Origin of the sequence: Geodermatophilus obscurus, from assembly GCF_900143215.1 — a bacterium.
Lineage (GTDB): Bacteria > Actinomycetota > Actinomycetes > Mycobacteriales > Geodermatophilaceae > Geodermatophilus > Geodermatophilus obscurus_A.
Genome location: NZ_FRDM01000033.1, coordinates 1 through 20,037, shown reverse-complemented (window position 1 = coordinate 20,037; position 20,037 = coordinate 1). Strand labels below are relative to the sequence as shown.

Annotated in this window: 20 protein-coding genes; 8 read left to right on the top strand and 12 right to left on the bottom strand. The window is 76.0% G+C overall.

What is annotated here, in order from left to right:
• The first annotated feature begins 72 nt into the window (after positions 1-72).
• Both BUB17_RS20370 and BUB17_RS20365 read left to right on the top strand, forming a co-directional pair.
• Positions 73-399 (top strand): hypothetical protein, encoded by a 327-nt coding sequence (locus BUB17_RS20370; RefSeq protein ID WP_141243120.1) that lies wholly within the window; start codon positions 73-75, stop codon positions 397-399.
• A 47-nt stretch (positions 400-446) separates the two neighbouring features.
• The gene (locus tag BUB17_RS20365; protein WP_072920511.1) at positions 447-1,265 is read left to right on the top strand and encodes an MBL fold metallo-hydrolase; all 819 of its coding nucleotides are present in this window, start codon (positions 447-449) and stop codon (positions 1,263-1,265) included.
• Between the two features lie 33 nt (positions 1,266-1,298).
• Here the strand turns inward: BUB17_RS20365 and BUB17_RS20360 are convergent, their stop codons facing one another.
• Positions 1,299-1,922 (bottom strand): TetR/AcrR family transcriptional regulator, encoded by a 624-nt coding sequence (locus BUB17_RS20360; protein WP_072920510.1) that lies wholly within the window; start codon positions 1,920-1,922, stop codon positions 1,299-1,301.
• A 64-nt stretch (positions 1,923-1,986) separates the two neighbouring features.
• On the opposite strand from BUB17_RS20360, the gene BUB17_RS20355 reads away from it, so the two are divergent.
• Positions 1,987-2,394 (top strand): RidA family protein, encoded by a 408-nt coding sequence (locus tag BUB17_RS20355; protein WP_072920509.1) that lies wholly within the window; start codon positions 1,987-1,989, stop codon positions 2,392-2,394.
• A 69-nt stretch (positions 2,395-2,463) separates the two neighbouring features.
• Here the strand turns inward: BUB17_RS20355 and BUB17_RS20350 are convergent, their stop codons facing one another.
• Positions 2,464-3,762, bottom strand: a complete 1,299-nt coding sequence (locus BUB17_RS20350) for an amidohydrolase family protein (protein WP_072920508.1) — start codon at positions 3,760-3,762, stop codon at positions 2,464-2,466.
• A gap of 63 nt (positions 3,763-3,825) precedes the next feature.
• Here BUB17_RS20350 and BUB17_RS20345 point away from each other — a divergent pair, with 63 nt between their 5' ends.
• From BUB17_RS20345 to BUB17_RS20335, 3 genes are read left to right on the top strand one after another with little or no spacing between them, the layout of a single operon-like run.
• Positions 3,826-4,500 carry a DedA family protein gene (locus BUB17_RS20345; RefSeq protein ID WP_072920507.1) on the top strand — a complete coding sequence of 225 codons (675 nt, stop codon included), beginning with the start codon at positions 3,826-3,828 and terminating at the stop codon, positions 4,498-4,500.
• Positions 4,497-5,165 (top strand): HAD-IA family hydrolase, encoded by a 669-nt coding sequence (locus BUB17_RS20340; protein WP_072920506.1) that lies wholly within the window; start codon positions 4,497-4,499, stop codon positions 5,163-5,165. The genes BUB17_RS20345 and BUB17_RS20340 overlap by 4 nt, the downstream gene beginning before the upstream one ends.
• Positions 5,162-5,905 (top strand): alpha/beta hydrolase family protein, encoded by a 744-nt coding sequence (locus BUB17_RS20335; protein WP_244277396.1) that lies wholly within the window; start codon positions 5,162-5,164, stop codon positions 5,903-5,905. The genes BUB17_RS20340 and BUB17_RS20335 overlap by 4 nt, the downstream gene beginning before the upstream one ends.
• On the opposite strand, the gene BUB17_RS20330 is transcribed toward BUB17_RS20335, so the two are convergent.
• The 4 genes from BUB17_RS20330 to BUB17_RS20315 all read right to left on the bottom strand — a co-directional run bounded on the left by BUB17_RS20330 (position 5,874) and on the right by BUB17_RS20315 (position 10,977).
• A complete protein-coding gene (locus BUB17_RS20330; RefSeq protein WP_072920505.1) occupies positions 5,874-6,794 on the bottom strand; it encodes an SRPBCC family protein in 921 nt (306 codons plus the stop codon). The genes BUB17_RS20335 and BUB17_RS20330 overlap by 32 nt on opposite strands.
• A gap of 188 nt (positions 6,795-6,982) precedes the next feature.
• Positions 6,983-7,840: an FAD binding domain-containing protein gene (locus BUB17_RS20325; protein ID WP_072920504.1), complete on the bottom strand. Its 858-nt coding sequence runs from the start codon at positions 7,838-7,840 to the stop codon at positions 6,983-6,985.
• Between the two features lie 28 nt (positions 7,841-7,868).
• Positions 7,869-10,364: a xanthine dehydrogenase family protein molybdopterin-binding subunit gene (locus BUB17_RS20320; RefSeq protein ID WP_072920503.1), complete on the bottom strand. Its 2,496-nt coding sequence runs from the start codon at positions 10,362-10,364 to the stop codon at positions 7,869-7,871.
• Positions 10,365-10,437: 73 nt separating this feature from the next.
• Positions 10,438-10,977: a (2Fe-2S)-binding protein gene (locus BUB17_RS20315; RefSeq protein ID WP_072920502.1), complete on the bottom strand. Its 540-nt coding sequence runs from the start codon at positions 10,975-10,977 to the stop codon at positions 10,438-10,440.
• Positions 10,978-11,305: 328 nt separating this feature from the next.
• Between BUB17_RS20315 and BUB17_RS20310 the strand changes: the two genes are divergently transcribed.
• Positions 11,306-12,304 carry an iron-siderophore ABC transporter substrate-binding protein gene (locus BUB17_RS20310; protein WP_072920501.1) on the top strand — a complete coding sequence of 333 codons (999 nt, stop codon included), beginning with the start codon at positions 11,306-11,308 and terminating at the stop codon, positions 12,302-12,304.
• Positions 12,305-12,332: 28 nt separating this feature from the next.
• On the opposite strand, the gene BUB17_RS20305 is transcribed toward BUB17_RS20310, so the two are convergent.
• From BUB17_RS20305 to BUB17_RS20285, 5 genes are read right to left on the bottom strand one after another with little or no spacing between them, the layout of a single operon-like run.
• The gene (locus tag BUB17_RS20305; RefSeq protein ID WP_244277395.1) at positions 12,333-13,658 is read right to left on the bottom strand and encodes a GAF domain-containing protein; all 1,326 of its coding nucleotides are present in this window, start codon (positions 13,656-13,658) and stop codon (positions 12,333-12,335) included.
• Positions 13,655-15,211 (bottom strand): mycofactocin biosynthesis glycosyltransferase MftF, encoded by a 1,557-nt coding sequence (gene mftF, locus BUB17_RS20300; protein WP_072920500.1) that lies wholly within the window; start codon positions 15,209-15,211, stop codon positions 13,655-13,657. Before mftF ends, BUB17_RS20305 begins: the two co-directional genes overlap by 4 nt.
• Entirely contained in the window at positions 15,208-15,750 is a 543-nt protein-coding gene (locus BUB17_RS20295) for a cysteine hydrolase family protein (RefSeq protein WP_072920499.1), read from the bottom strand. The genes mftF and BUB17_RS20295 overlap by 4 nt, the downstream gene beginning before the upstream one ends.
• Positions 15,751-15,788: 38 nt before the next feature.
• The gene (mftE, locus tag BUB17_RS20290; RefSeq protein ID WP_072920530.1) at positions 15,789-16,484 is read right to left on the bottom strand and encodes a mycofactocin biosynthesis peptidyl-dipeptidase MftE; all 696 of its coding nucleotides are present in this window, start codon (positions 16,482-16,484) and stop codon (positions 15,789-15,791) included.
• A 14-nt stretch (positions 16,485-16,498) separates the two neighbouring features.
• Positions 16,499-18,424 (bottom strand): mycofactocin system FadH/OYE family oxidoreductase 2, encoded by a 1,926-nt coding sequence (locus BUB17_RS20285; RefSeq protein ID WP_072920498.1) that lies wholly within the window; start codon positions 18,422-18,424, stop codon positions 16,499-16,501.
• A gap of 54 nt (positions 18,425-18,478) precedes the next feature.
• On the opposite strand from BUB17_RS20285, the gene BUB17_RS20280 reads away from it, so the two are divergent.
• Entirely contained in the window at positions 18,479-18,856 is a 378-nt protein-coding gene (locus BUB17_RS20280) for a YchJ family protein (RefSeq protein ID WP_072920497.1), read from the top strand.
• A 98-nt stretch (positions 18,857-18,954) separates the two neighbouring features.
• Here the strand turns inward: BUB17_RS20280 and BUB17_RS20275 are convergent.
• Positions 18,955-20,037 (bottom strand): HNH endonuclease signature motif containing protein (locus BUB17_RS20275; RefSeq protein ID WP_072920496.1); only part of this gene is annotated, 1,083 nt, incomplete at its 5' end.

Below are 20,037 nucleotides of genomic sequence, written 5' to 3'. Positions count from 1 at the left end.
CGGGCGGCACGGTCCACGCCGGGCCCGAGGGCCCGCCGTCCGGTGCGGCACGGGCGCCACTAGCCTCGCGGGGTGCTCCGATGCCGCGTGTGGGCCGTCACCGCGGCGGTGCTCACCCTCGCCGCCTGCGGGGGCGGCGAGCTGGACCGGCCGTCGACCGAGGCGTGCGACGCCGTGGCCGCCTGGATCGAGGTGGGGAGCCCGGCCGACCAGCGGGCCCAGGTCACCGAGCAGGCCGGCGACCTGCTCGGGCAGTCGGACTCGACACCGCTGACCGACCCCTACGAGCGCTTCCGGGACACCCGGGAGGACGACCTCGACTACGCCGCGGTCGTCGAGGCGGGCGCCAACTTCCTCCGGGCCTGCATCGACCACGGCTGGGCGCCCGCCGAGGGCTGACCCGCCGCACTGCGTGGCCGCGGAGCGACCGGGGTAGACGCCGGGACATGGCCGCGCCCACCCCGTCGTCCCCCGCCGACGACGTCACGCTGACCTTCGGCGGGAACGCCACCACGCTGCTGCGGCTCGGCCCGTTCACCCTGCTCACCGACCCCAACTTCCTGCACCGCGGCCAGCGCGCCTACCTCGGCAAGGGGCTGTGGACGAAGCGGCTCACCGAGCCCGCGCTGCAGCCCACCCAGCTGCCGGCGCTGGACTCGATCCTGCTGTCGCACCTGCACGCCGACCACTGGGACCGGATCGCCACCCGCACCCTCGACCGCGGCACCCCCGTCATCACCACCCCGGCGGCCGCCCGCGCGCTGGGCCGCCGGGGGTTCCGGGAGACCGTCGACCTCACGCCCTGGCAGCGGCACGAGCTCACCCGGGACGGCGCGACGCTGCGGATCACCTCGGTCCCCGGCGCCCACGGCCCCGGCCCGGTCGCGAAGCTGCTGCCGCCGGTGATGGGCAGCGTGCTGGAGCTGCTGCGCGACGGCGAGGTCGGCTGGCGCGGCTACATCAGCGGCGACACGGTCTTCCGGCCGGAGCTCGGCGAGGTGCTGGAGCGCTGCGGGCCGCTCGACGTCGTCATCCCGCACCTGGGCGGCACCAGGGCGCTCGGGTTCACCGTCACCATGGACGGCCGGCAGGGCGCCGACCTGGTCGAGCTGCTGAAGCCGCCGGTCACCGTGCCGGTGCACTACGACGACTACGACCGGTTCGCCTCTCCGCTGGGCGACTTCGTCCGCGAGGTGGCCGCCCGCCGCGCGCCCGGGGAGATCCGCGCGGTGCTGCGCGGCGAGACGATCTCGCTGCGGGCCTGACCTGACGGGCAGGACGCGGGGAACGCGCCCGGGTCACTCCGCCGACGCAGGCAGCGACCAGCCGGCGGACACCGAGCGGGCGGCCCGCTGCGCGTCGTCGCCGGCCGCGGCGAACAGCGCGGCCGCGACCGCCGGGGCGTGCGCGGCGAGGGCGTCGGCGGGGAGCACGCCGGTGAGCACCAGCAGGGTCAGGCCGTGGCCGGAGGCCCAGTAGCGCGTCGCGACGGCCTCGGGGTCGCTGTCCGGTGCGAAGCGCCCGGCGTCCCGGGCGCGGGCCGCGGCGTCGACCAGCGCCTGGAAGGGCGCCGCCGCGGCGTCGGGGTCCTCCAGCTCGGCCGCAGCGTCGAACATGGCCCGGTAGAGGGCCGGCGCGGCCAGCGCACTGGCCACGTAGGCCGCCCCGAGGGCGGCGAGGTCGCGGACCGGGTCGTCGCTCGTGGGCACCGTTCCCAGCCGCGCGGCCAGCCGGGTGAAGCCCTCCTGCCGGACGGCCCGCCACAGCCCCGGCATCCCGCCGAAGTGCGTGTACACGGCCATCGTCGAGGCCCCGGTGCCCTCGACCAGCGCGCGCAGCGTCACCGGCTCGCGGCGCGTCAGCATCTCGGCCGCCCGCTCGAGGAGGGCGGCGCGGACGGCGGGCGAGGCGGTGCGGGGCACTTGCCCAGTATTCCATGGCGGTGCTATACATAACACCGTCATGGAATGAGTGGAGGAGGACGACATGAGCGTCGATCTGATCGACCCGGCGGGCCTGCTGACCCCGCAGATGTACCGGCAGGTGGCCGTCGCCTCGGGCAGCCGGACGGTGTACCTGTCCGGCCAGGTCGCCCGGGATGCCGAGGGGCGGCCGGTCGGCGCCGGCGACCTGGCCGCCCAGGTCGAGCAGGCCTACCGCAACGTGGCCACCGCACTCGCGGCCGTCGGCGGCACGTTCGACGACGTGGCCAAGCTGACCGTCTACGTCGTCGACTGGTCGCCGGAGAAGCTCGCCGACCTCGGCGCCGGCGTCTCCCGCGCCGCCGACGCGATCCGGGGCGATCCGATCCGGCCGACCACCCTGCTGGGCGTGGCCGCCCTCGGTGAGCCCGACCTGCTGGTCGAGGTCGAGGCGGTGGCCGTCCTCGACTGAGCGGCGCCGGGCGGGCGGGGAACACGGCGCGCCCCCAGCGCCGGGGCACTCTGCTCGGGCGCGCTCCGCTCAGGCGCCGGCGAGGCGCCGGGCGCGGTCGGCGACGTCGGCGCGCAGCGCGTCGGCGTCCACCGTCGTGCACACGCCGTCGCGCACGACCTGCCGCCCGCCGACCCAGGTGTCGCGCACCAGCCGCGAGGTGCCCGACCAGACCAGGTGGGTGAGCAGGTCGACCGGGTCGAGCACCGGGTCGAACAGCAGGTCGCGGGTGTCGACGTGCACCAGGTCCGCCCGCCGGCCGACGGCGACCTGGCCGAGGTCCGGGCGCCCGATCGCATCGGCCGCCGCGCCGGTGGCCAGCCAGAACGCCTCGGCGGCGGTCAGCGCGGTGGCCGAGCCCGCACGGAGCCGGGCCAGGCCCGCGGCCAGCCGGACGTCGGCGAGCAGGTCCAGCCCGTCGTTGGACGCCGGCCCGTCGGTGCCCAGGCCCACCCGGATCCCGCGGTCGAGCATCGCCCGCACCGGCGCGATCCCGCTGGCGAGCTTGGCGTTGCTCGCCGGGCAGTGGGCCACCGCGACGTCGTACTCCCGCCACAGCTCCAGGTCGCCGTCGTCGACGTGCACGCTGTGTGCGGCCAGCACCCGCCCGCCCAGGACGTCGTGCGCGGCCAGCAGGGCGGGCACCGACAGCCCGTGGGTGGCCAGCAGGTCCCCGCCCTCGCCGGCGGTCTCGGCGACGTGCAGGTGCAGCAGCAGGCCGTGCTCCCGGGCGGCGGCCGCGGCGTCGCGCAGCACCGGCAGCGGAAGCGTGTAGGCCGCGTGCGGGCCGAGGCCGTACTCGACGGCGCCGTCGCCGGGCGCGGAGGTCGCCAGCGTCACCGCGTCGGCCAGCTGCTCGGCCGGCGGCGGCATCCCGGGCAGCGGCAGCAGCGGGGTGGCCACCACCGCGCGGGCGCCGGTGCGGCCGACGGCGGCGGCGATCCGCCCGGGCGAGAAGTACATCTCGACGCTGGTGGTGACCCCGCCGCGGAGCATCTCCGCCGAGGCCGCGGTCATCGCCACCTCGACGTCCTCGGGGGTCAGCCGCGCCTCCCGCGGCCAGATCACCTCGCGAAGCCAGCGCGCCAGCGGCAGCCCCTCGGCCTGCCCGCGGAACAGCACCATCGGCGCGTGCGAGTGGGCGTTCACCAGCCCCGGCAGCAGCACCCCGGGGACGGCGACGACCTCGGCGTCCCCGGGGTCCGGCGCGTCGGCGGCCGGGCCGACCCAGGTGAGCGTGCCGTCCTCGACGTCGACCGCGGCATCGGGCACGACCGTGCCGGCGCGGTCCCCGACGACGACGGCCCGGGCGGTGAAGCGCTGCCGCATGGGTGGCGAACCTACCCCCGCCGCCGCCCGGTCCCGTCCAGACGACGCCGTTACCGTGGGCGCATGTCTGCGCTCGCCGCCGCCGCGTCCTCCGACGGAGGCGGCATCACCGGCTTCCTGCTCGACCTGGTCGAGCGGCTCGGCGCCGTGGGGGTGGGCCTGTCGATCCTGCTGGAGACCGTCATCCCGCCCATCCCCAGCGAGGCGGTGCTCGGCCTGGCCGGGGTGCTGATCAACGACGGTCGGCTCTCGGTCGTGCCGGTGGTCCTCTTCGCCACCCTGGGCTCGATCCTGGGCGCGATCTTCTTCTACTACGTCGGCCGGGCGCTCGGCCCGCGCCGCTCGCACGCGTTCCTCGACCGGCTGCCGCTCGTGGAGACCGCGGACGTCGACAAGACCTTCGCCTGGTTCGAGCGGCACGGGCGCTCGGCGGTCTTCTTCGGCCGCATGGTGCCGATCGTGCGCAGCTTCATCTCCGTCCCCGCCGGGGTCGTGCGCATGCCGTTCGGGCAGTTCCTGCTCTTCTCCGCCGCCGGCAGCCTGATCTGGAACAGCGTGCTGATCGGCCTCGGCGTGGCGGCCGGCGACTTCGTGCAGGCCAACCTCAAGTACCTCGACTACGCCGTCGTCGCCGCCTTCGCCCTGGGCATCGGTTACCTGGTCTACAAGCGGGCCAAGGACGTCCGCCACCACCGCCAGGCCCGCCGCGCCGACACCGACGAGAGCCGGTCGACGTGAGCGCGCGGCGCCCGGAGGTCGTCGCCTTCGACGTCAACGAGACGCTGCTCGACCTCGGCCCCGTGCGGGCCGCGCTGGTCGAGCTCGGGCAGCCGGCCGACCTGCTGCCGGCGGTCTTCGCCCGCACCCTGCTCACCGGCTTCGCCGCCGCCACGACCGGCACCTGGTGCCGCTTCCGCGACGCGTTCGACGCCGCGCTGGCGCAGGCCACCGACCTCGGCCCGGACGAGCGGTCGCAGGTCGCCGGCGCCTTCTTCGAGCTCGCGCCGCACCCGGACGTCGAGCCCGCGCTCCGCCGGCTGGTCGGGGCCGGCGTCCGGGTGGTGACGCTGACCCACGGCTCCCCCGGCGTCGCCGAGGCGGGGCTGGAGCGCGGCGGCGTCGCCGCGCTGGTGGAGCGGTCGCTGTCCAGCGAGGTCATCCGGGCCTGGAAGCCCGCCCGCGAGGTCTACCTGTGGGCAGCCGGGGTCTGCGACGTCGAGCCGTTCCGCCTGGCGCTGGTCGCGTCGCACGGCTGGGACGTGCACGGCGCGCTGCGGGCGGGTCTGACGGCCGCCTGGTTCCCGCGCGCCGAGCGCGCCTACCCGGCCGTCTACGACCCCGCCGCGATCGTCGCCGGCGACCTGGCCGGCGCGGTCGAGGCGCTCCTCGCACTCCCTGCATGAGGCAGGTCGACACCCCGCTCGGTCCCGCCCGGGTCACCGCCACCGAGCCCGCGGGCGACGTCGTCGGGACGCTGGCCCTCGGCCACGGGGCGGGCGGGGGTACCGGGTCGGCCGACCTGGTCGCCGTCACCGCCGGTGCCGTCGCCGCGGGCTGGCGGGTGCTGGCCGTCGAGCAGCCCTGGCGGGTGGCCGGGAAGCGCATCGCGCCGGCACCGCCCCGGCTGGACGAGGGCTGGACGGCGGTGCTCGCCGCGCTCCGGGACGGCGGTCGGCTGACCGGCCCGCTGGTGCTCGGCGGCCGCAGCGCAGGAGCGCGGGTGGCCTGCCGGACGGCGGCCGGACTCGAGGCGGACGGCGTGCTGTGCCTGGCCTTCCCGCTGCACCCACCGGGCCGCCCCGAGCGCAGCCGCGCCGGCGAGCTGACCGCCGTGGCGGTGCCGCTGGGGATCGTGCAGGGCGAGCGGGACGCGCTCGGCCGCCCGGAGGAGCTCGCGGCGGTGCTGACCGGGCAGCCCGGCGCCTCGCTCTACGCCGTCCCCGGCGACCACGCGCTGGGCCGCAGTCCGGACGTCGTGGCCCTGGCCGCGGTCGACTGGCTGGCCGGGGTCGTCGGGGCGCGCCCCGGCGACCCCGCCGTCCCCACGCACCTCGGCCCCCTCCAGGGCACCGCCCCGAGCGTGCGAGGGGCGGGGAGGAGGGGGTCCTCGATCAGCGGCGCCGGCGCCGGACGACCAGCGTGACGATGAGCAGCAGCGCCGCGGCACCGGCCAGCGGAGCGGCGTAGCGGGTCAGCGCGGCCCCGCCGGCGACCTCGAGCAGGTCGATCGGCTCGGGCTCGGCCTGCTCGGGACCCGACGTCCGGGCCGCCGGAGCCGCCGGGGCGGCCGTCCTGGTCGGCGGCGGCGGGATGACGGCGGCCGGCGCGGTGTCGCCCGCCGCCGGGGCGGCGTCGGCCGCAGCGGGGGCGGTGTCGCCCCCCGACACCCCGTCGGTGGCCGCTGCTGCGGTCTTCTTCGCCGCCGCCGCGGTCCGGCGGGTCCTCTCCGCCACCGCGTTGTCCGCTGGCACCTGCTCCACGGAGGCGGCGATCTCCTCGGCGGCACCCGCCGCCGTGGCCGCGGCCTGCTTCGCCGGCGTCGCCTTCTCCGCGGGTGCCGGAGCAGCGACCGCCGTCGCCCCGGCATCTCCGGCACCCAGCTGGACGGCGAGCTTGTCGGCGAACTGGCCGAGCAGCTTGTTGCCGACGTCGGTCATGACGCCGCGGCCGAACTGGGCCGGCCGGCCGGTGATGTTCAGGTCGGTCAGGACGTCGACCCGCGTGGTGTCGCCCTCGGCCTTGAGCTGGGCGGTGATGAGCGCGGCCGCGGTGCCGTTGCCGCGCTGGTCCTTGCCACGGCCGTCGATGACCGCCTTGTGCGCGTCAGCGTCCTTCTCGATGAAGGAGGCCTTTCCTTGATAGGTGAGGTTGATCGGGCCCAGCTTCACCTTGACCCGGCCGGTGAAGTCGTCACCGGTGACCGAGTCCAGGGCCGCGCCCGGCATGCACGGCGCGATCCGCTCGATGTCCAGCAGCACCCGCCAGGCTTCGTCGATCGGCACGGGGACGGTGAACGAGTTCTCCAACTGCACGGTGCTACCTCCGAGGTGCGGCGGTCGGCCGGCCCACCCACGAGGGGCGGGCCGGCCGAGTCAGGCGCGGCCCCGTCCAGGGCCGGCCCCGTCCAGAGGCTCGCTGCGAGCCTGCGAGCCTGCGAGCGGTGCGGAGGACGGGGTCCTTCTACTGCGAGTGCTGGGGGGCAAGGGGGCCCTGCGTCAAGCTACAGCCCCACGGCGGCCGTCACCGCGCGACGGGTGAGCACCTGCGCCAGGTGCTCCCGGTAGTCCGCCTGGGCGTTGAGGTCGCTCGTCGGGGAGGTCCCCTCGGCGGCCGACCGGGCCGCCGAGGCGATCGTCTCGGGGCTGGCCTCGGCACCGGCCAGCGCGGCCTCGACCGCGCTGGCCCGCAGCGGCGTCGAGCCCATGTTCGTCAGCCCGATCCGCGCCTCGGCGATGTGCCCGTCCTCCCGCCGGACGACCGCGGCCACCGCCACGATCGACCACGCCTGCGCCACGCGGTTGAACTTCTCGTAGCGCATCCCCCACTCACCGGCCAGCTTGGGGACGCGGATCTCGACGAGCAGCTCCCCCTCCTCCAGCGCAGTGGTCAGGTAGTCGACGAAGAACTCCGACGCCGGCACCGTCCGGCGCCCCTGGGGGCCGGCGATGACGAAGTCGGCGTCCAGGGCGAGGGCCACCGCCGGCAGGTCGCCGGCCGGGTCGGCGTGGGCCAGCGCTCCGCCGAAGGTGCCGCGGGCACGCACCTGCCGGTCGGCCACCGTCTCGGTCGCCTCGGCGATGAGCGGCGCGTGCTGCAGCACCAGCGGATCGGTCATGACGTCGTGGTGCGTCGTCATGGCCCCGATGACGATGGCGTCGCCGTCGTCCCGGACGCCGCGCAGCTCGGCGACCCGGGTCAGGTCGACCACCGTCTCCGGCGCGGCCAGCCGCAGCCGCATGACGGGGATCAACGACTGGCCCCCGGCCATGATCTTGACGTCTTCGCCACCCTCGGCGACGGCCCGCAGGGCCTCGTCGACGGTGGTGGGACGGGCGTACGCGAACGCAGCGGGGATCATGGCTCGACTCCTTCGTCGTCTCGGCAGATCACCGGTCACCTCCGAGGGCGGACTGGGGGGTGGAGACGCCGGCGGTGGTCTCGGTCTGCGCCCCGCCGTAGGCATTGGTGCCGGCGGTGGCGCGGTCGCCGCCGTCCCCGCCGTCCTGCAGTGCCCGCCAGACCCGTTCCGGGGTCAGCGGCATCCGGATGTCGCGCACCCCGAGGTGCCGGACGGCGTCCAGCGCGGCATTGACCACCGCGGGCGTGCTGGCGATGGTGCCGGCCTCGCCGACGCCCTTCGCGCCGATCGGGTTGCCCGGGGCCTCGTGCACCGTGTTGCCGGTGTCGAAGTGCGGCAGGTCGGCGGCCGAGGGCACCAGGTAGTCGACGAAGCTGCCGGTGGTCAGGTTGCCGTCGGCGTCGTACACGGCCTCCTCGAACAGGGCCTGGGCGATGCCCTGCGCCAGCCCGCCGTGGATCTGCCCCTCGACGATGAGCGGGTTGACGATCGTGCCGACGTCGTCCACGCAGGCGTACTTGCGGATCTTCACCATGCCGGTCTCGGTGTCGACCTCCATGGCGCAGAGGTGGGTGCCGTGCGGGAAGGAGAAGTTCTCCGGGTCGAAGGTCGCGTCCGCGTCGATCGAGGGCTCCATGCCCTCGGGGAAGTTGTGCGCCGCGAACGTGGCCAGGGCGATCTCCTGGATGGAGACCTCCGAGCCGGGCGTGCCGCGGACGGCGAACTTCCCGCCGGAGAAGTCGAGGTCGTCCTCGCTGGCCTCGAGCAGGTGGGCGGCGACCCGGCGGGCCTTGGCCACGACCTTCTCGGCCGCGTTGACCACCGCGGCCCCGCCGACCACCAGCGACCGGGACCCGTAGGTGTCCAGCCCGCGCGGCGAGACCGAGGTGTCGCCGTGCAGCACCTCGATGTCCTCGAACGGCACACCGAGCCGGTCGGCGACCAGCTGGCTCCACGCCGTCTCGTGGCCCTGGCCGTGCGGGGTCGCCCCGCTGACCACCTCGACCTTGCCGGTCGGCAGCATCCGGATGGAGGCGTGCTCCCAGCCGCCGGCGCCGTAGGACAGCGAGCCGAGCACCCGGGAGGGCGCCAGGCCGCACATCTCGGTGAAGGTGGAGACGCCGATGCCGAGCTGCACCGGGTCGTTCGACTCCCGCCGGCGCTGCTGCTCCGCGCGCAGCTCGTCGTAGCCGAACAGCTCCAGGGCCTGCTGCGTGGCGGCCTCGTAGTCGCCGCTGTCGTAGGTCATCCCGGCCACCGAGGTGAACGGGAACTCCTCGGCCCCGATCCAGTTCTTGCGGCGCAGCTCCAGCGGGTCCATGCCCAGCTCGACGGCGAGCTCGTCCATGATCCGCTCGACGGCGAAGGTCGCCTCGGGACGCCCGGCGCCGCGGTAGGCGTCGGTGGGCACCTTGTTGGTGAAGACGCCGTCGCACTCGAAGCGGTAGGCCGGGAACTTGTAGATGCCGTTGAACATGAAGGCGCCGAGCACCGGGACGCCCGGGCTGACCAGGCGCAGGTAGGCGCCCATGTCGGCGAGGATCCGGCAGCGCAGGCCCTTGACGTTGCCCTCGCGGTCGGCGGCGATGTCGATGTACTGGATCTGGTCGCGGCCGTGGTGCGCCGTCATCAGCGACTCGCTGCGGGTCTCGGTCCACTTGACCGGCTTCCCGAGCCGGCGGGCCACCAGCAGGCTGATGACCTCCTCGGGGGTGACCTGCAGCTTGCCGCCGAAGCCGCCGCCGACGTCGGGAGCGACCACGCGCAGCTTGTGCTCGGGCACGCCGGTGACCATCGCCAGCATGATCCGCAGGATGTGCGGCACCTGGGTCGAGGACCACATCGTGTAGTTGTCGCCCTGCGGCTGGACGACGACCGACCGGGGCTCCATGAACGCCGGGATCAGCCGCTGCTGGACGAACCGGCGGCTGACCACGACCTCAGCGGAGGAGAAGGCCTCGTCCGTGTCGGTCCCGGTGCCGGCCTCACCGCCGTCGAAGACGAAGTGGAAGCTGCGGTTGGAGTCGAGGTGGTCGTGGGTGAGCTGGGCGCCCTCGGCGACCGCCTCCTCCATGTCCAGCACCGCGGGCAGCAGGTCGTAGTCGACGTCCACCAGCTCGACGGCGTCCTGCGCGGCGGCCTTGCTGCGGGCGACGATCACCGCGACGGCCTCGCCGACGTGGTTGACCTCGTCGGCCGCGATCGACGGGTGGCCGGGGTTGACCATGTCGGGGGTCACCGGCCAGGCGCACGGGATGGAGCCCTGCTCGTCGGCGACGTCGCGGCCGGTGAGGACCGCGATCACGCCGGGCGCCTGCTGGGCGGCCGAGACGTCGATGCTGGTGATCTTGCCGTGGGCCACGGGGCTGCGGACGACGGCCAGGTGCAGCATGCCCGGCAGCACCATGTTGTCGGTCCAGGTGGTCCGGCCGGTGATCAGCCGGGCGTCCTCCTTGCGGCGGCGGGCCTTGCCGACCTCGCGCTCCGGCGCCTCGGTGGTGGCCCGGTCCTCGACGGCGGTCATCGTGCCTCCTCGCCGGCGCTCGTCGGCGCGCTGACCGACTCTGCTGACTCGACTGCTGAGCTCGCGCGCCCGCTCACGACTGCGCCGCCACGTGCGGGGCGGCCGCGGTGTCGACCTCGGCCGGGGAGGCGTGCCCGTTGGTGGAGCCGCGCATCTCGCCGGCGGCCTGCTGCACCGCGCGGACGATGTTCTGGTAGCCGGTGCAGCGGCAGAGGTTGCCCTCGATGCCCTCGCGGACCTCGGTATCGCTCGGGTCCGGGTTCTCCTTGAGCAGGTCGACCGAGGCCATGATCATCCCCGGCGTGCAGTACCCGCACTGCAGGCCGTGCATCTCGTGGAACGCCTTCTGCATCGGGTGCAGGCCGCCGCCCTCGGGTGCCAGCCCCTCGATGGTGGTCACCTCGCCGCCGTCGGCCTGGACGGCCAGCACGGTGCAGGACTTCACGGCCGCGCCGTCCAGGTGGACGGTGCACGCGCCGCAGTTGCTGGTGTCGCAGCCGATGACGGTGCCGACCTTCCCCAGCTGCTCCCTCAGGTAGTGCACCAGCAGCGTCCGGGGTTCGACGTCGTCGGTGTACGTCACCCCGTCCACCCGCACGTTGATCTGGGTCACCGTTTCCTCCGCTCCTCTGCAGGGGTCGCGTGTGGCTCCGGACACAGCCGCACCTGCGCCGAGTCTGGCGATCGGCACGTGACTTAGGCCACGCTTACCCGAGGATAACGACAGTTCGACTGCCGCAGGTGCGAAGTTCGGAGCCAAATGTCCCCGCGGCCTCGGGACTCTTGCGGTCGACGAGTCCGCAGTCGCGGCACGAGAGCAACGTTGCAGCGCCGTTGCAGCGCCGTTGCGGGGACTCCGGGGACGACCGCGACGGGGACCCGGGTGGAGCGGCTCTCCGGGGGCGTAGTTAGGTGAGCCTGCCCTACTCAGAGGAGAGCTCATGCCTGTCCGCCCGTTCCTGCGTGGCACCGCCCTGCTCGCCGCCACCGTCCTGGTCGCCGGCTGCGGCTCCGGCGACACCGGGTCCGCGGCGGACGCCGCCGCGTCCGGCAGGTCCTCGGACGGCGGCGCCTTCCCCGTGACCGTCGAGACGGCGTTCGGCCCGGTGGAGGTCGCCGAGGAGCCCCAGCGGGTGGTCGCTCTGGGCTGGTCGGACGCCGAGACGGCGCTGGCGCTCGGCGTGCAGCCGGTCGGGGCCAGCGACTGGCTGGCCTTCGGCGGCGAGGGTGTGGGCCCGTGGGCCGAGGGCCGCTACGACGAGGCCCCCGAGATCATCGAGACGCTGGAACCCAGCCTGGAGGCGATCGCCGCCCTGGAGCCCGATCTCATCCTCGACACCCGCTCTCCCGCCACGCAGGAGCGCCACGACGCGCTCGACGCGATCGCGCCGACCATCGGCCAGCCCGAGGGCGTCGGGGCGTACCTGACCACCTGGCAGCAGCAGCTGGACCTGGTGGGCCAGGCGCTGGGCCGCGAGGAGCAGGCCGCCGAGCTGCAGGCCGAGGTCGAGCAGCAGTTCACCGAGGCCGCGGCGGCCCACCCCGAGTTCGACGGCACCGAGGTCGCCGTCGGGGCCTACACCTCCGAGGGCTTCGGCGCCTACGTCCGCGGGGACACCCGCGTCAACTTCATGGAGGCGCTGGGGTTCACCAACGCGCCCGCCATCCAGGACCTCGCCGGCGAGAGCTTCTTCGTCTCGATCAGCGAGGAGCAGGTGCCGCTGCTCGACGCGCCGCTGACCGTCGTCTTCCCGATCTTCGTCGAGGCCGGCCAGATCACCGACAACCCGCTGTGGCAGTCGCTGCCGTCGGTGCAGCAGGGCAACGCCCTGGTGCTCGAGGACCCGACGCTGGTCAACGCCTTCTCCAGCGGGTCGGCGCTGGGTACTCGGTACGCGCTGGAGAACGCCGTCCCGCTCTTCGCCGAGACGCTGCAGTAGCAGGCCTCCTGCCCGTCACCGGGGGTCCTTACTGCAGCGGCGCCCGGGGAGCCCGGCGCAGGCGGTGCAGGTGCGCGGCGACGGCCGGCCGGCTCGGAGCGCCGGGCGGCAGGGACTCCAGGCAGGCCTGCCACACCGCGGCGTCGCCCTGGGCCTCGGGCAGCCGGGTGTAGCGCAGCAGCAGCTCGGGACGGCGGGCGGCGAGCACGGCCTGCCGCAGCGAGGCGGTGAGCCGGTCCCGGGCGGCGACGACGCCGGGCGCCGACGAGCGCGGCAGGACGGCGCCGGGGTAGCGCTCCAGGGCCGGGCCGACGGCGCTGCGGGCCAGCAGCCGGCGCACCTGGTCCAGGTCGGTCTCCAGCGGACCGGTCAGCCGGTAGGGACGCGAGCCGAGCAGGGAGGCGCCGACCAGCCGCCGCAGCCGGGACAGCTCGGCCCGGACGGTGACCGCTGCCGCGTCGCCGGCGTGGCACTCGGCGGCCAGCTGCTCGGCCGTGCGCCCGCCGCCACCGGCTGCTGCCTCGGCGAGCAGCAGCAGCAGCTCGGAGTGGCGCAGCGAGAGCTCCGCCGGGCCGGAGGGCAGCACCAGCCGGGCGCGTTCCCGGCCGAGCACCTCCAGCCGTGGGGCGGGACGGGCGGCCGGCCGCGGTGTCGGGGGAGCCGGCCGGGCGGCGTCCTCGCGGTGCAGCCAGCGCAGCTCGGCCTCGACGGCGGCCACCGTGGCCCGCACGAGGGTGAGCATCTGGGGGCTGGCCACGTGGTCGCCGCCGGTGACGTCGATGGCGCCGAGCAGCACGCCGGTGACCGGGTGGTGCACCGGCGCGGCCGAGCAGCTCCAGGGCTGCACCGGGCGCCGGTAGTGCTCGCTGCCGTAGATCTGGACGGCGTGGTCGAGGGCCAGCGCGGTGCCCGGGGCGTTGGTGCCGGCGACCTCCTCGGCCCACCGTGCCCCCTCGACAAAGTGCATGGTCTCGGCCCGCGCGCGCAGCTGCCGGTCGCCCTCGACCCACAGCATCCGGCCGTCGGCGTCGGTGATCGCGACGATCATCCGGTCGGCCTCGGCGTCCTCGACCAGCAGCCGGCGGATCACCGGGAGCACCGGGGCCAGCGGGTGTGCGGCGCGGTAGGCCAGCAGCTCGTCGTCGAGCAGGTCGACCGGCGGGGCGTTGCCGTCGGGGTCGACGCCGCTGCCGAGGCTGCGCCGCCAGGAGTTCCAGACGACGGCGCGGACCTGGTCCGGGACCGCGGGACCGGAGCGGGTGACGAGCGCCTCGTGTGCCGCGCGCAGCCTGCGGGTGTGCGCGGGGTCGGGCAGGCCGTCGGGCAGCGCGACCCACGGGTTCACCGTCGTCACGGCTCAGCCGTCATGTGGTCGTCCGCGGGCTCGGGGTCCATCGTCCGCCCATCGTGACCGCTGTTCCGCGATTCCACCAGGGAGCCGGTGGGGCGTGACACGTTCGGGGAGGGCGGCATCGGTGCAGGCCGGGAGGGCAGGAGCGCCCGGAGGTCGCGCGCCCGCAGCGCCCCCGTCCACAGGCCCGCGCCGTAGGCGAGGTCCTCGAGTCGTCGGCCGGCGGCGAAGCGCAGCGGCCCGATCCGTCCGCGGTGCGGCCACCAGGCGAGGACGGCGTCGGCGACGGCGGCCGCGGCGACCGCGCGCCGGGCGCGTCGGGAGACCGCGGCGGCGGCCAGCGCGACCGGCCAGTGGTGCCGGGTGACGCTGCGCGCCAGCGTCTTCCCCGCCGCGGCGCTGCCCCGCACGACGAGCCCCGCGGCCAGCCCGACCGGCGCGCGGTCCCCCGGGCGGGCCAGCCGGGACGCCAGGCGGGCGGTGGCGCCGGCGAGCACCGCGGCGCAGGCCAGTGCGCCGGAGCGGCGCCCGGTCAGCACCAGCGCCCAGGCCGCCGCCGACCACGGCGCGACCACCAGCGGCGCGACCGCGGCGCCGTGCCGTGCGGCGAGCAGCGCGGCGCCGGTGCCGTAGAAGAAGCGGCGGCGCAGCCACTCCCCGGTCGCCGCCCGGTGCTCGTGGGCGACGGCGGCCGACGGCTGGTAGCGCACCCGCCAGCCGGCCGCGACCAGCCGCCACACCAGGTCGACGTCCTCGGCGACCCGCATCGACTCGTCGAACCCGTCGCCGAGGGCGTCCCGGCGGGCCACCATCGCGGCGCTGGGCAGGTACGACACCGCCGTCCCCGGGGCGACCGGAGCGAGGCGGGGGCCCATGTCCAGCGCGCTCACCGTGGCCTCGTACGGCTCGACCCAGCCGCCGCCGTCCGCGGGCAGCGCGGTGATCCGCGGGGCGACGAGCGCCAGCCGCGGGTCGGCGGCGTGCCGGGCCAGGGCCGAGGACCAGCCCGGCAGCGGCACGCAGTCGGAGTCGAGGAAAGCGACCAGGTCCGTGGTCGCCGCACGGAGGCCGGCGTTGCGGGCGGCGGCCGGGCCGCGGGCAGTGGCGTGCCGCAGCACCCGGGCACGGTGCCGGCCGGCGATCGCCGTCACCGCGGCCGGATCGGCGGAGCCGTCGTCCACCACGACCACCGGGACGGCGGCGGTGTCGGGGTCGGCGCGCACGGCGGCGAGCAGCCGGGCCAGCTCGGCCGGGCGGTCCCTGACCGGGACGACGACGGTGAGCCGCCCCGCCGGGGCGCCGTCCGGCTCGGGGTGGGCGAGACCGGCGTCGAGCAGCTTGGCGGCCAGCACGGCGGTGGCGGTGTCCCGGACGACGAGCCGGTCGGTGCGCAGCAGGTCGCGGGCGCGGGGCTGCAGGCGGACCAGCCGCAGCGGTGACCCGCCGAGCAGCGTCGTCCCGCCGTCGCGGCGGCGGACGCGGGGGTCCAGGAGGACGGCGGCGCCGTCGGGGAGCCGGTCGCGCGGGGGGACGGCGACCGCTGGCCCGGCGCTCATGCCTCGGCCAGGACCTCGGCGGTCGTGGTGACCTCGACCAGGGGCGCGTAGCAGCCGAGGATCCGCATGGTGTCGTCGTGGGCCTCGTCGCTCGCGCCGGCGCAGGCGTCGGAGACCACCCGCACGAGCACGCCGGCGTCCGCGGCGGGCAGCACGGTGGAGAGCACGCAGCAGTCGGTGGCCACCCCGGCGACGGTGACCGGGCCGCCGCCGACCAGCTCCGCGACCTCGGGGACCCACTTGCCGAAGGTCGGCGCATCCACGACGGGGCGGCCGCCCGGGTCCTCGCTGAGCTGGAACAGCGGGATGGCGTGCGCCTGCGTGAAGTAGTCGTACTTGGCGTAGTAGTCGGCCCACGCGCCGGTCGGCTCGTCCGGGACGACGAAGCGGGTGAACACGACGCGCTCGCCGAAGGCCTCGACCAGCGAGCGGATGCGCGGCCGGACCTCGTCGAAGCGCGGCGTCGTCCACGGCGAGGTCGGATCGCGGAAGACCTCCTGGTAGTCGACGACGACCAGCCAGCCGGACGGGGACCCCATGCGTCGGACGATAACCCCGGGCGGCCGGTGCGGTTCCGTCAGCCGCGCAGCCGGCCGGCGGGGTCGACGTCCCACGCCCGGACGGCGGCGGCCAGCCGCCCGGCCATCCCGGTGAGCAGCTCCGCGCCTTCCTCGGCCGAGGCGCCGGCCGGGTCGCCCAGCACGCCGGTCGGGCTGACCGCGCGCACCCCCTCGGCGCGCAGCCGCGGCAGCAGCTCGGCGATCGGCGTGGTCTCCCCCGCCACCGCTCGATCCCCGCGGACCCTCTCGGGTTCCACGTGCAACATGAGTGACGTCTCGGTGCGTCCGGCGTGCGCGTCGGCGCCGGCGACACCGCAGGGGAACCAGGCCACCTCGCGCCCCTCCGCCCGCAGCTTGGCGCCGGCCGTGCCCAGTGCGTCGAGGTTGCCGCCGTGGCCGTTGACGAGCACCAGCCGCCCGACCCAGCGGCACGCCGACCGGCCGTACTCGACGAGCAGCCCGGTCAGCGCCTCGGTGCCGATCGAGACGGTGCCGGGGAAGTCCTCGTGCTCGCCGCTGGCGCCGTAGGCCAGTGCGGGGGCGAGCAGAGCGCCGTCCAGGTCGTCGACGGCGGCCTCGGCGACCGCGCAGGCGACGGCGGTGTCGGTGCCCAGCGGCAGGTGGTGGCCGTGCTGCTCGACGGCGCCGAGGGGCACCAGCAGCAGCGGACGCTCGGACAGGTCGGGCCAGGTGGCGCCGGCGAGCGTGCTCACCGCCGCCACGGTAGTCAGACCGCCAGGCCCACCCGGTCCCCGTCCAGGGTGGCCGCGCCGGCGCGGCGCGGGGCGAGGCAGTCGCCGACCCGGTGCACCTCCAGGCCGCTGCCGCGCAACGCGGTCCACAGCCCGTCGTCCGCCCGTGGGGCGGTCGCGACGACCAGCCAGTCGACGGTGCGTTCCTCGACCGCGCCGGTCGGGTGGTGCAGCAGTCGCACGGTGCGGCCGTCGACGGCGGTGACCAGCCGCTCCGTCGTCCGCCGGATGCCGAGGGCCGCGGCCCGCCGCTCCCAGCCGGGCCGGTCGAGGGTGGGGCCGAGGTCCTGGCCGACGACCAGCGCCGCCGTGCCCACCTCAACCGTGCAGCCGCGCGCGGCCAGCAGCTCGGCGACCGAGGTCGCCGCGGTGGCGCCCAGGTCGTCGACCACCAGGACGTCGCCGGTGGGCTCGACCGCGCCGGTGAGCACGTCGCGGACGTCGACCACCCGGTCGCCGGCCCCTGCCCAGTCCGGTCGCACCGGGCGGGCGCCGGTGGCGAGGACGACGACGTCGGGGGTCTCCGCCCGCACCGCGTCGGCGGTGGCGCGCACGCCGGTGCGGACCACCACTCCCGTCCGCGCGCACTCGGCCGCGAGGTCGTCGACCAGCGGGCGCAGCCCCTCCCGGCCGGGGGCGGACGCCGCGAGCCGGAGCGCTCCCCCGGTGTCGGTCGCCTGCTCCCAGACGGTGACCGCGTGCCCGCGGGCGGCGGCCGTGGCCGCGGCGCGCAGCCCGGCGGGTCCACCGCCAACGACGAGCACCCGCCGCCGGCGCTGCGGCACCGGCAGTGGCGCCTCCCGGCCGGCCCGCGGGTTGGTCACGCAGCCCAGCGGGCGGTTCAGGCCGACCCGGCCGACGCACTCCTGGTTGCAACCGAGGCAGCGGCGCACCTCGCCGTCCCGCCCGGCCAGCGCCTTGGCGGCGAACTCGGGGTCGGCGATCTGCGCCCGGACGGCGCCGACCAGGTCGCAGTCCCCGTCGGCCAGCGCGCGCTCGGCCTGGGCGGGGGTGAGGAAGCGGCCGACGCCGATCACCGGCACGTCGACCGCGCTCCGGATCGCCGCCGAGAGGTAGCGGGCGTAACCGGGCGGCGTGGTCATCGGCGGGACGACGCGGTCCAGGGTTGCCGTCGCGACGCCGACGGTGGTGCTGATGTGGTCGACGAGCCCGCGGTCGGCGAGGAGTCGCGCGGTGGCCACGGCCTCGGCGAGGGTCGTCCCGCCGTCGCGGCCCTGCTCGTCGGCCAGCCGGACGCCGAGGGCGCGGCCGGGGCCCAGCGCCTCCCGGACGGCGGTGAGCACCTCGACGAGGAAGCGGGCACGGAACTCGAGCGGGCCGCCGTAGCGGTCGGTGCGCCGGTTGGTGGCGCGGGAGAGGAACTGGCGGACCAGCGAGGACTGCGAAGCCTGCACCTCCACGCCGTCGAACCCGGCGGCGGCGCAGCGGGCGGCGACGCCGGCGTACCCGGCGACCAGCCGGGCCAGGTCAGCGGTGCCGGCCTCGCGCGGCACCTCGCGGAACAGCGGGTCGGCCACCGGGGACGGGGCGAGGACCGGCATGCGGGTATGCACCGAGTCCGACTGCCCGCCGTTGTGGTTGACCTGGGCGAACACCGGCACGCCGTGCGCGTGGACGGCGTCGGCGACCCGCCGCATGCCGGGCAGGACGGCGGGGTCGTGCCCGCGGACGAGCTTCTCGTAGGGCCGGTCAGCCGGGTCGGTCGAGAGCTCCTCGGTGACGACCAGCCCGGCGCCGCCGGCCGCGCGGGCCGCGTAGTAGGCGGCGTGCCGTTCGGTGAACCCGCCGTCGACGGCGTAGTTGGTCAGGTGGGCGGGGAAGACGATGCGGTTGGCCAGCGTCACCGGCCCGACCCGCAGTGGCGCGGACAGGTGTCGCACGTGGTCCCCCCCTGCTGCCGGGCCGGATCCTGCGAACGGTAGAGACTCGCAGGCATGGCCCCTCGACGCTGCCCCTGCGGGACCGGGCTGCCCTACGCGGAGTGCTGCGGCCGACTGCACGACGGCACCGCGACGGCGGCGACCGCCGAGCAGCTGATGCGCTCGCGGTACAGCGCCTTCGCCGTGGGCGACCCGGCGTACCTGCTCGCCACCTGGCACCCCTCGACCCGCCCGCCGTCGCTGCAGCTCGACCCGACCGTGCGCTGGACCGGCCTCGACGTGCTCGCCACCACCGGCGACGGGCTGCTCGCGGCGGAGGGCACGGTCGAGTTCCGGGCCTGGTACCGGCACGAGAGCGAGACCGGCAGCCAGCACGAGACGAGCCGGTTCGTCCGCGAGGACGGCGCCTGGCGGTACCTCGACGGCAGCTGACCCTCGCTCTCCCGCACGCGGGCAGCCGGCAGCCGAGCGGTGTCCGGAGGTGGGCATCGGTCGGCTACTGGCTGGGTGACGGCGGGATGGTGTCGGGATCAGGCGGCGGTGGTGAGCGGTGGCCCGGTCCGCTGGGGTCCGATCAGGATCTCGGTGCCATCCGGTCGCCAGGTGCGCCATCGGCCGTCGGGTTGTCGCTCGACGCGGAAGCCGTGGTGGACCTTGGTGTGGTGCCGCTCGCACAACAGGGCGGCGTTGTCCAGGCTGGTCTCGCCGCCGTTGATCCAGGCGATCAGGTGGTGCACGTCGCACCAGTGCGTCGGGGCGCCGCAGCCGGCGAACACGCAGCCCCCGTCGCGGACCTCGGCGGCGCGGCGCAGGTGCGGTGGCACCAGCCGCACGCTGCGGCCGACGTCCAGCGGCACCCCGTCCGGGCCCATGACAATGCGGGTGACAGCCCCGTCGCAGGCGATCCAGCGGGCCCGGGCGGCGGAGATGGTGGCGCCGAACCCCGTCTCGGCGGCACCGCGGCCAACCTGCGGGCCAGCCAGGTCGCCGATGCCGATCTTGACGATCACCTGCGGCTTGTGCCCGCGCAGCGTCGGCAGCTGACCGGAGGCCAGGGCGTTGTCGGCCAGCTGCACCAGCGCATCGGCCAGCTGTTGCGCCCTGGTGCGCTCATCCCCGGCACACCGCCCGGCCTGCACCGCCTCCAGCGCCGCCTGCAGCCTCTCCCCACCCACCGCATCCAGGTCGAATCGGCCGGTGATGCTGCCGTCGGCGTGCCGGGCGATGACCAGCCGGCGCCCCTCGGTGGGATCGGGCTCCGGCCCGTCGGCATCCAGCCGGTCCAGGTAGTGGTGCACCGCCGTGGCGGTGTCGGCGTGCGGCCGCTCGCGAGCGATGTCGGTGAGCACGGTGTCCACCGCACCCAGATCCACGCCCTGCTCGGCGGCGCGGGCGAGCTGCTCCGGCTCGGTCACCCGGGCGATCAGCCCGGCCTGCTCGGCGGTCACCGCACCGGCGGCGAACGCGGCGGTCATCCCGGGCAGGTGCTGAAGCGCTCGCCCGGTGCGCACCACCCGCGCGGCCTCGGCGGTCGACAGGTGCCCGTGCCCACGCAGCCAGGAGCCCATGGACTTCAGCCCGTCGACCTCCGCGGCACCGGACACCTCGCACTC

What these genes read in the sequence shown, in the direction of transcription:
- BUB17_RS20325 (WP_072920504.1), bottom strand. Translation starts at nt 7,840, where the DNA reads ATGATCCCCGCTGCGTTCGCGTACGCCCGTCCCACCACCGTCGACGAG.
- BUB17_RS20320 (WP_072920503.1), bottom strand. Translation starts at nt 10,364, where the DNA reads ATGACCGCCGTCGAGGACCGGGCCACCACCGAGGCGCCGGAGCGCGAG.
- BUB17_RS20345 (WP_072920507.1), top strand. Translation starts at nt 3,826, where the DNA reads ATGTCTGCGCTCGCCGCCGCCGCGTCCTCCGACGGAGGCGGCATCACC.
- BUB17_RS20280 (WP_072920497.1), top strand. Translation starts at nt 18,479, where the DNA reads ATGGCCCCTCGACGCTGCCCCTGCGGGACCGGGCTGCCCTACGCGGAG.
- BUB17_RS20350 (WP_072920508.1), bottom strand. Translation starts at nt 3,762, where the DNA reads ATGCGGCAGCGCTTCACCGCCCGGGCCGTCGTCGTCGGGGACCGCGCC.
- BUB17_RS20335 (WP_244277396.1), top strand. Translation starts at nt 5,162, where the DNA reads ATGAGGCAGGTCGACACCCCGCTCGGTCCCGCCCGGGTCACCGCCACC.
- BUB17_RS20310 (WP_072920501.1), top strand. Translation starts at nt 11,306, where the DNA reads ATGCCTGTCCGCCCGTTCCTGCGTGGCACCGCCCTGCTCGCCGCCACC.
- mftF (WP_072920500.1), bottom strand. Translation starts at nt 15,211, where the DNA reads ATGAGCGCCGGGCCAGCGGTCGCCGTCCCCCCGCGCGACCGGCTCCCC.
- BUB17_RS20355 (WP_072920509.1), top strand. Translation starts at nt 1,987, where the DNA reads ATGAGCGTCGATCTGATCGACCCGGCGGGCCTGCTGACCCCGCAGATG.
- BUB17_RS20295 (WP_072920499.1), bottom strand. Translation starts at nt 15,750, where the DNA reads ATGGGGTCCCCGTCCGGCTGGCTGGTCGTCGTCGACTACCAGGAGGTC.
- BUB17_RS20365 (WP_072920511.1), top strand. Translation starts at nt 447, where the DNA reads ATGGCCGCGCCCACCCCGTCGTCCCCCGCCGACGACGTCACGCTGACC.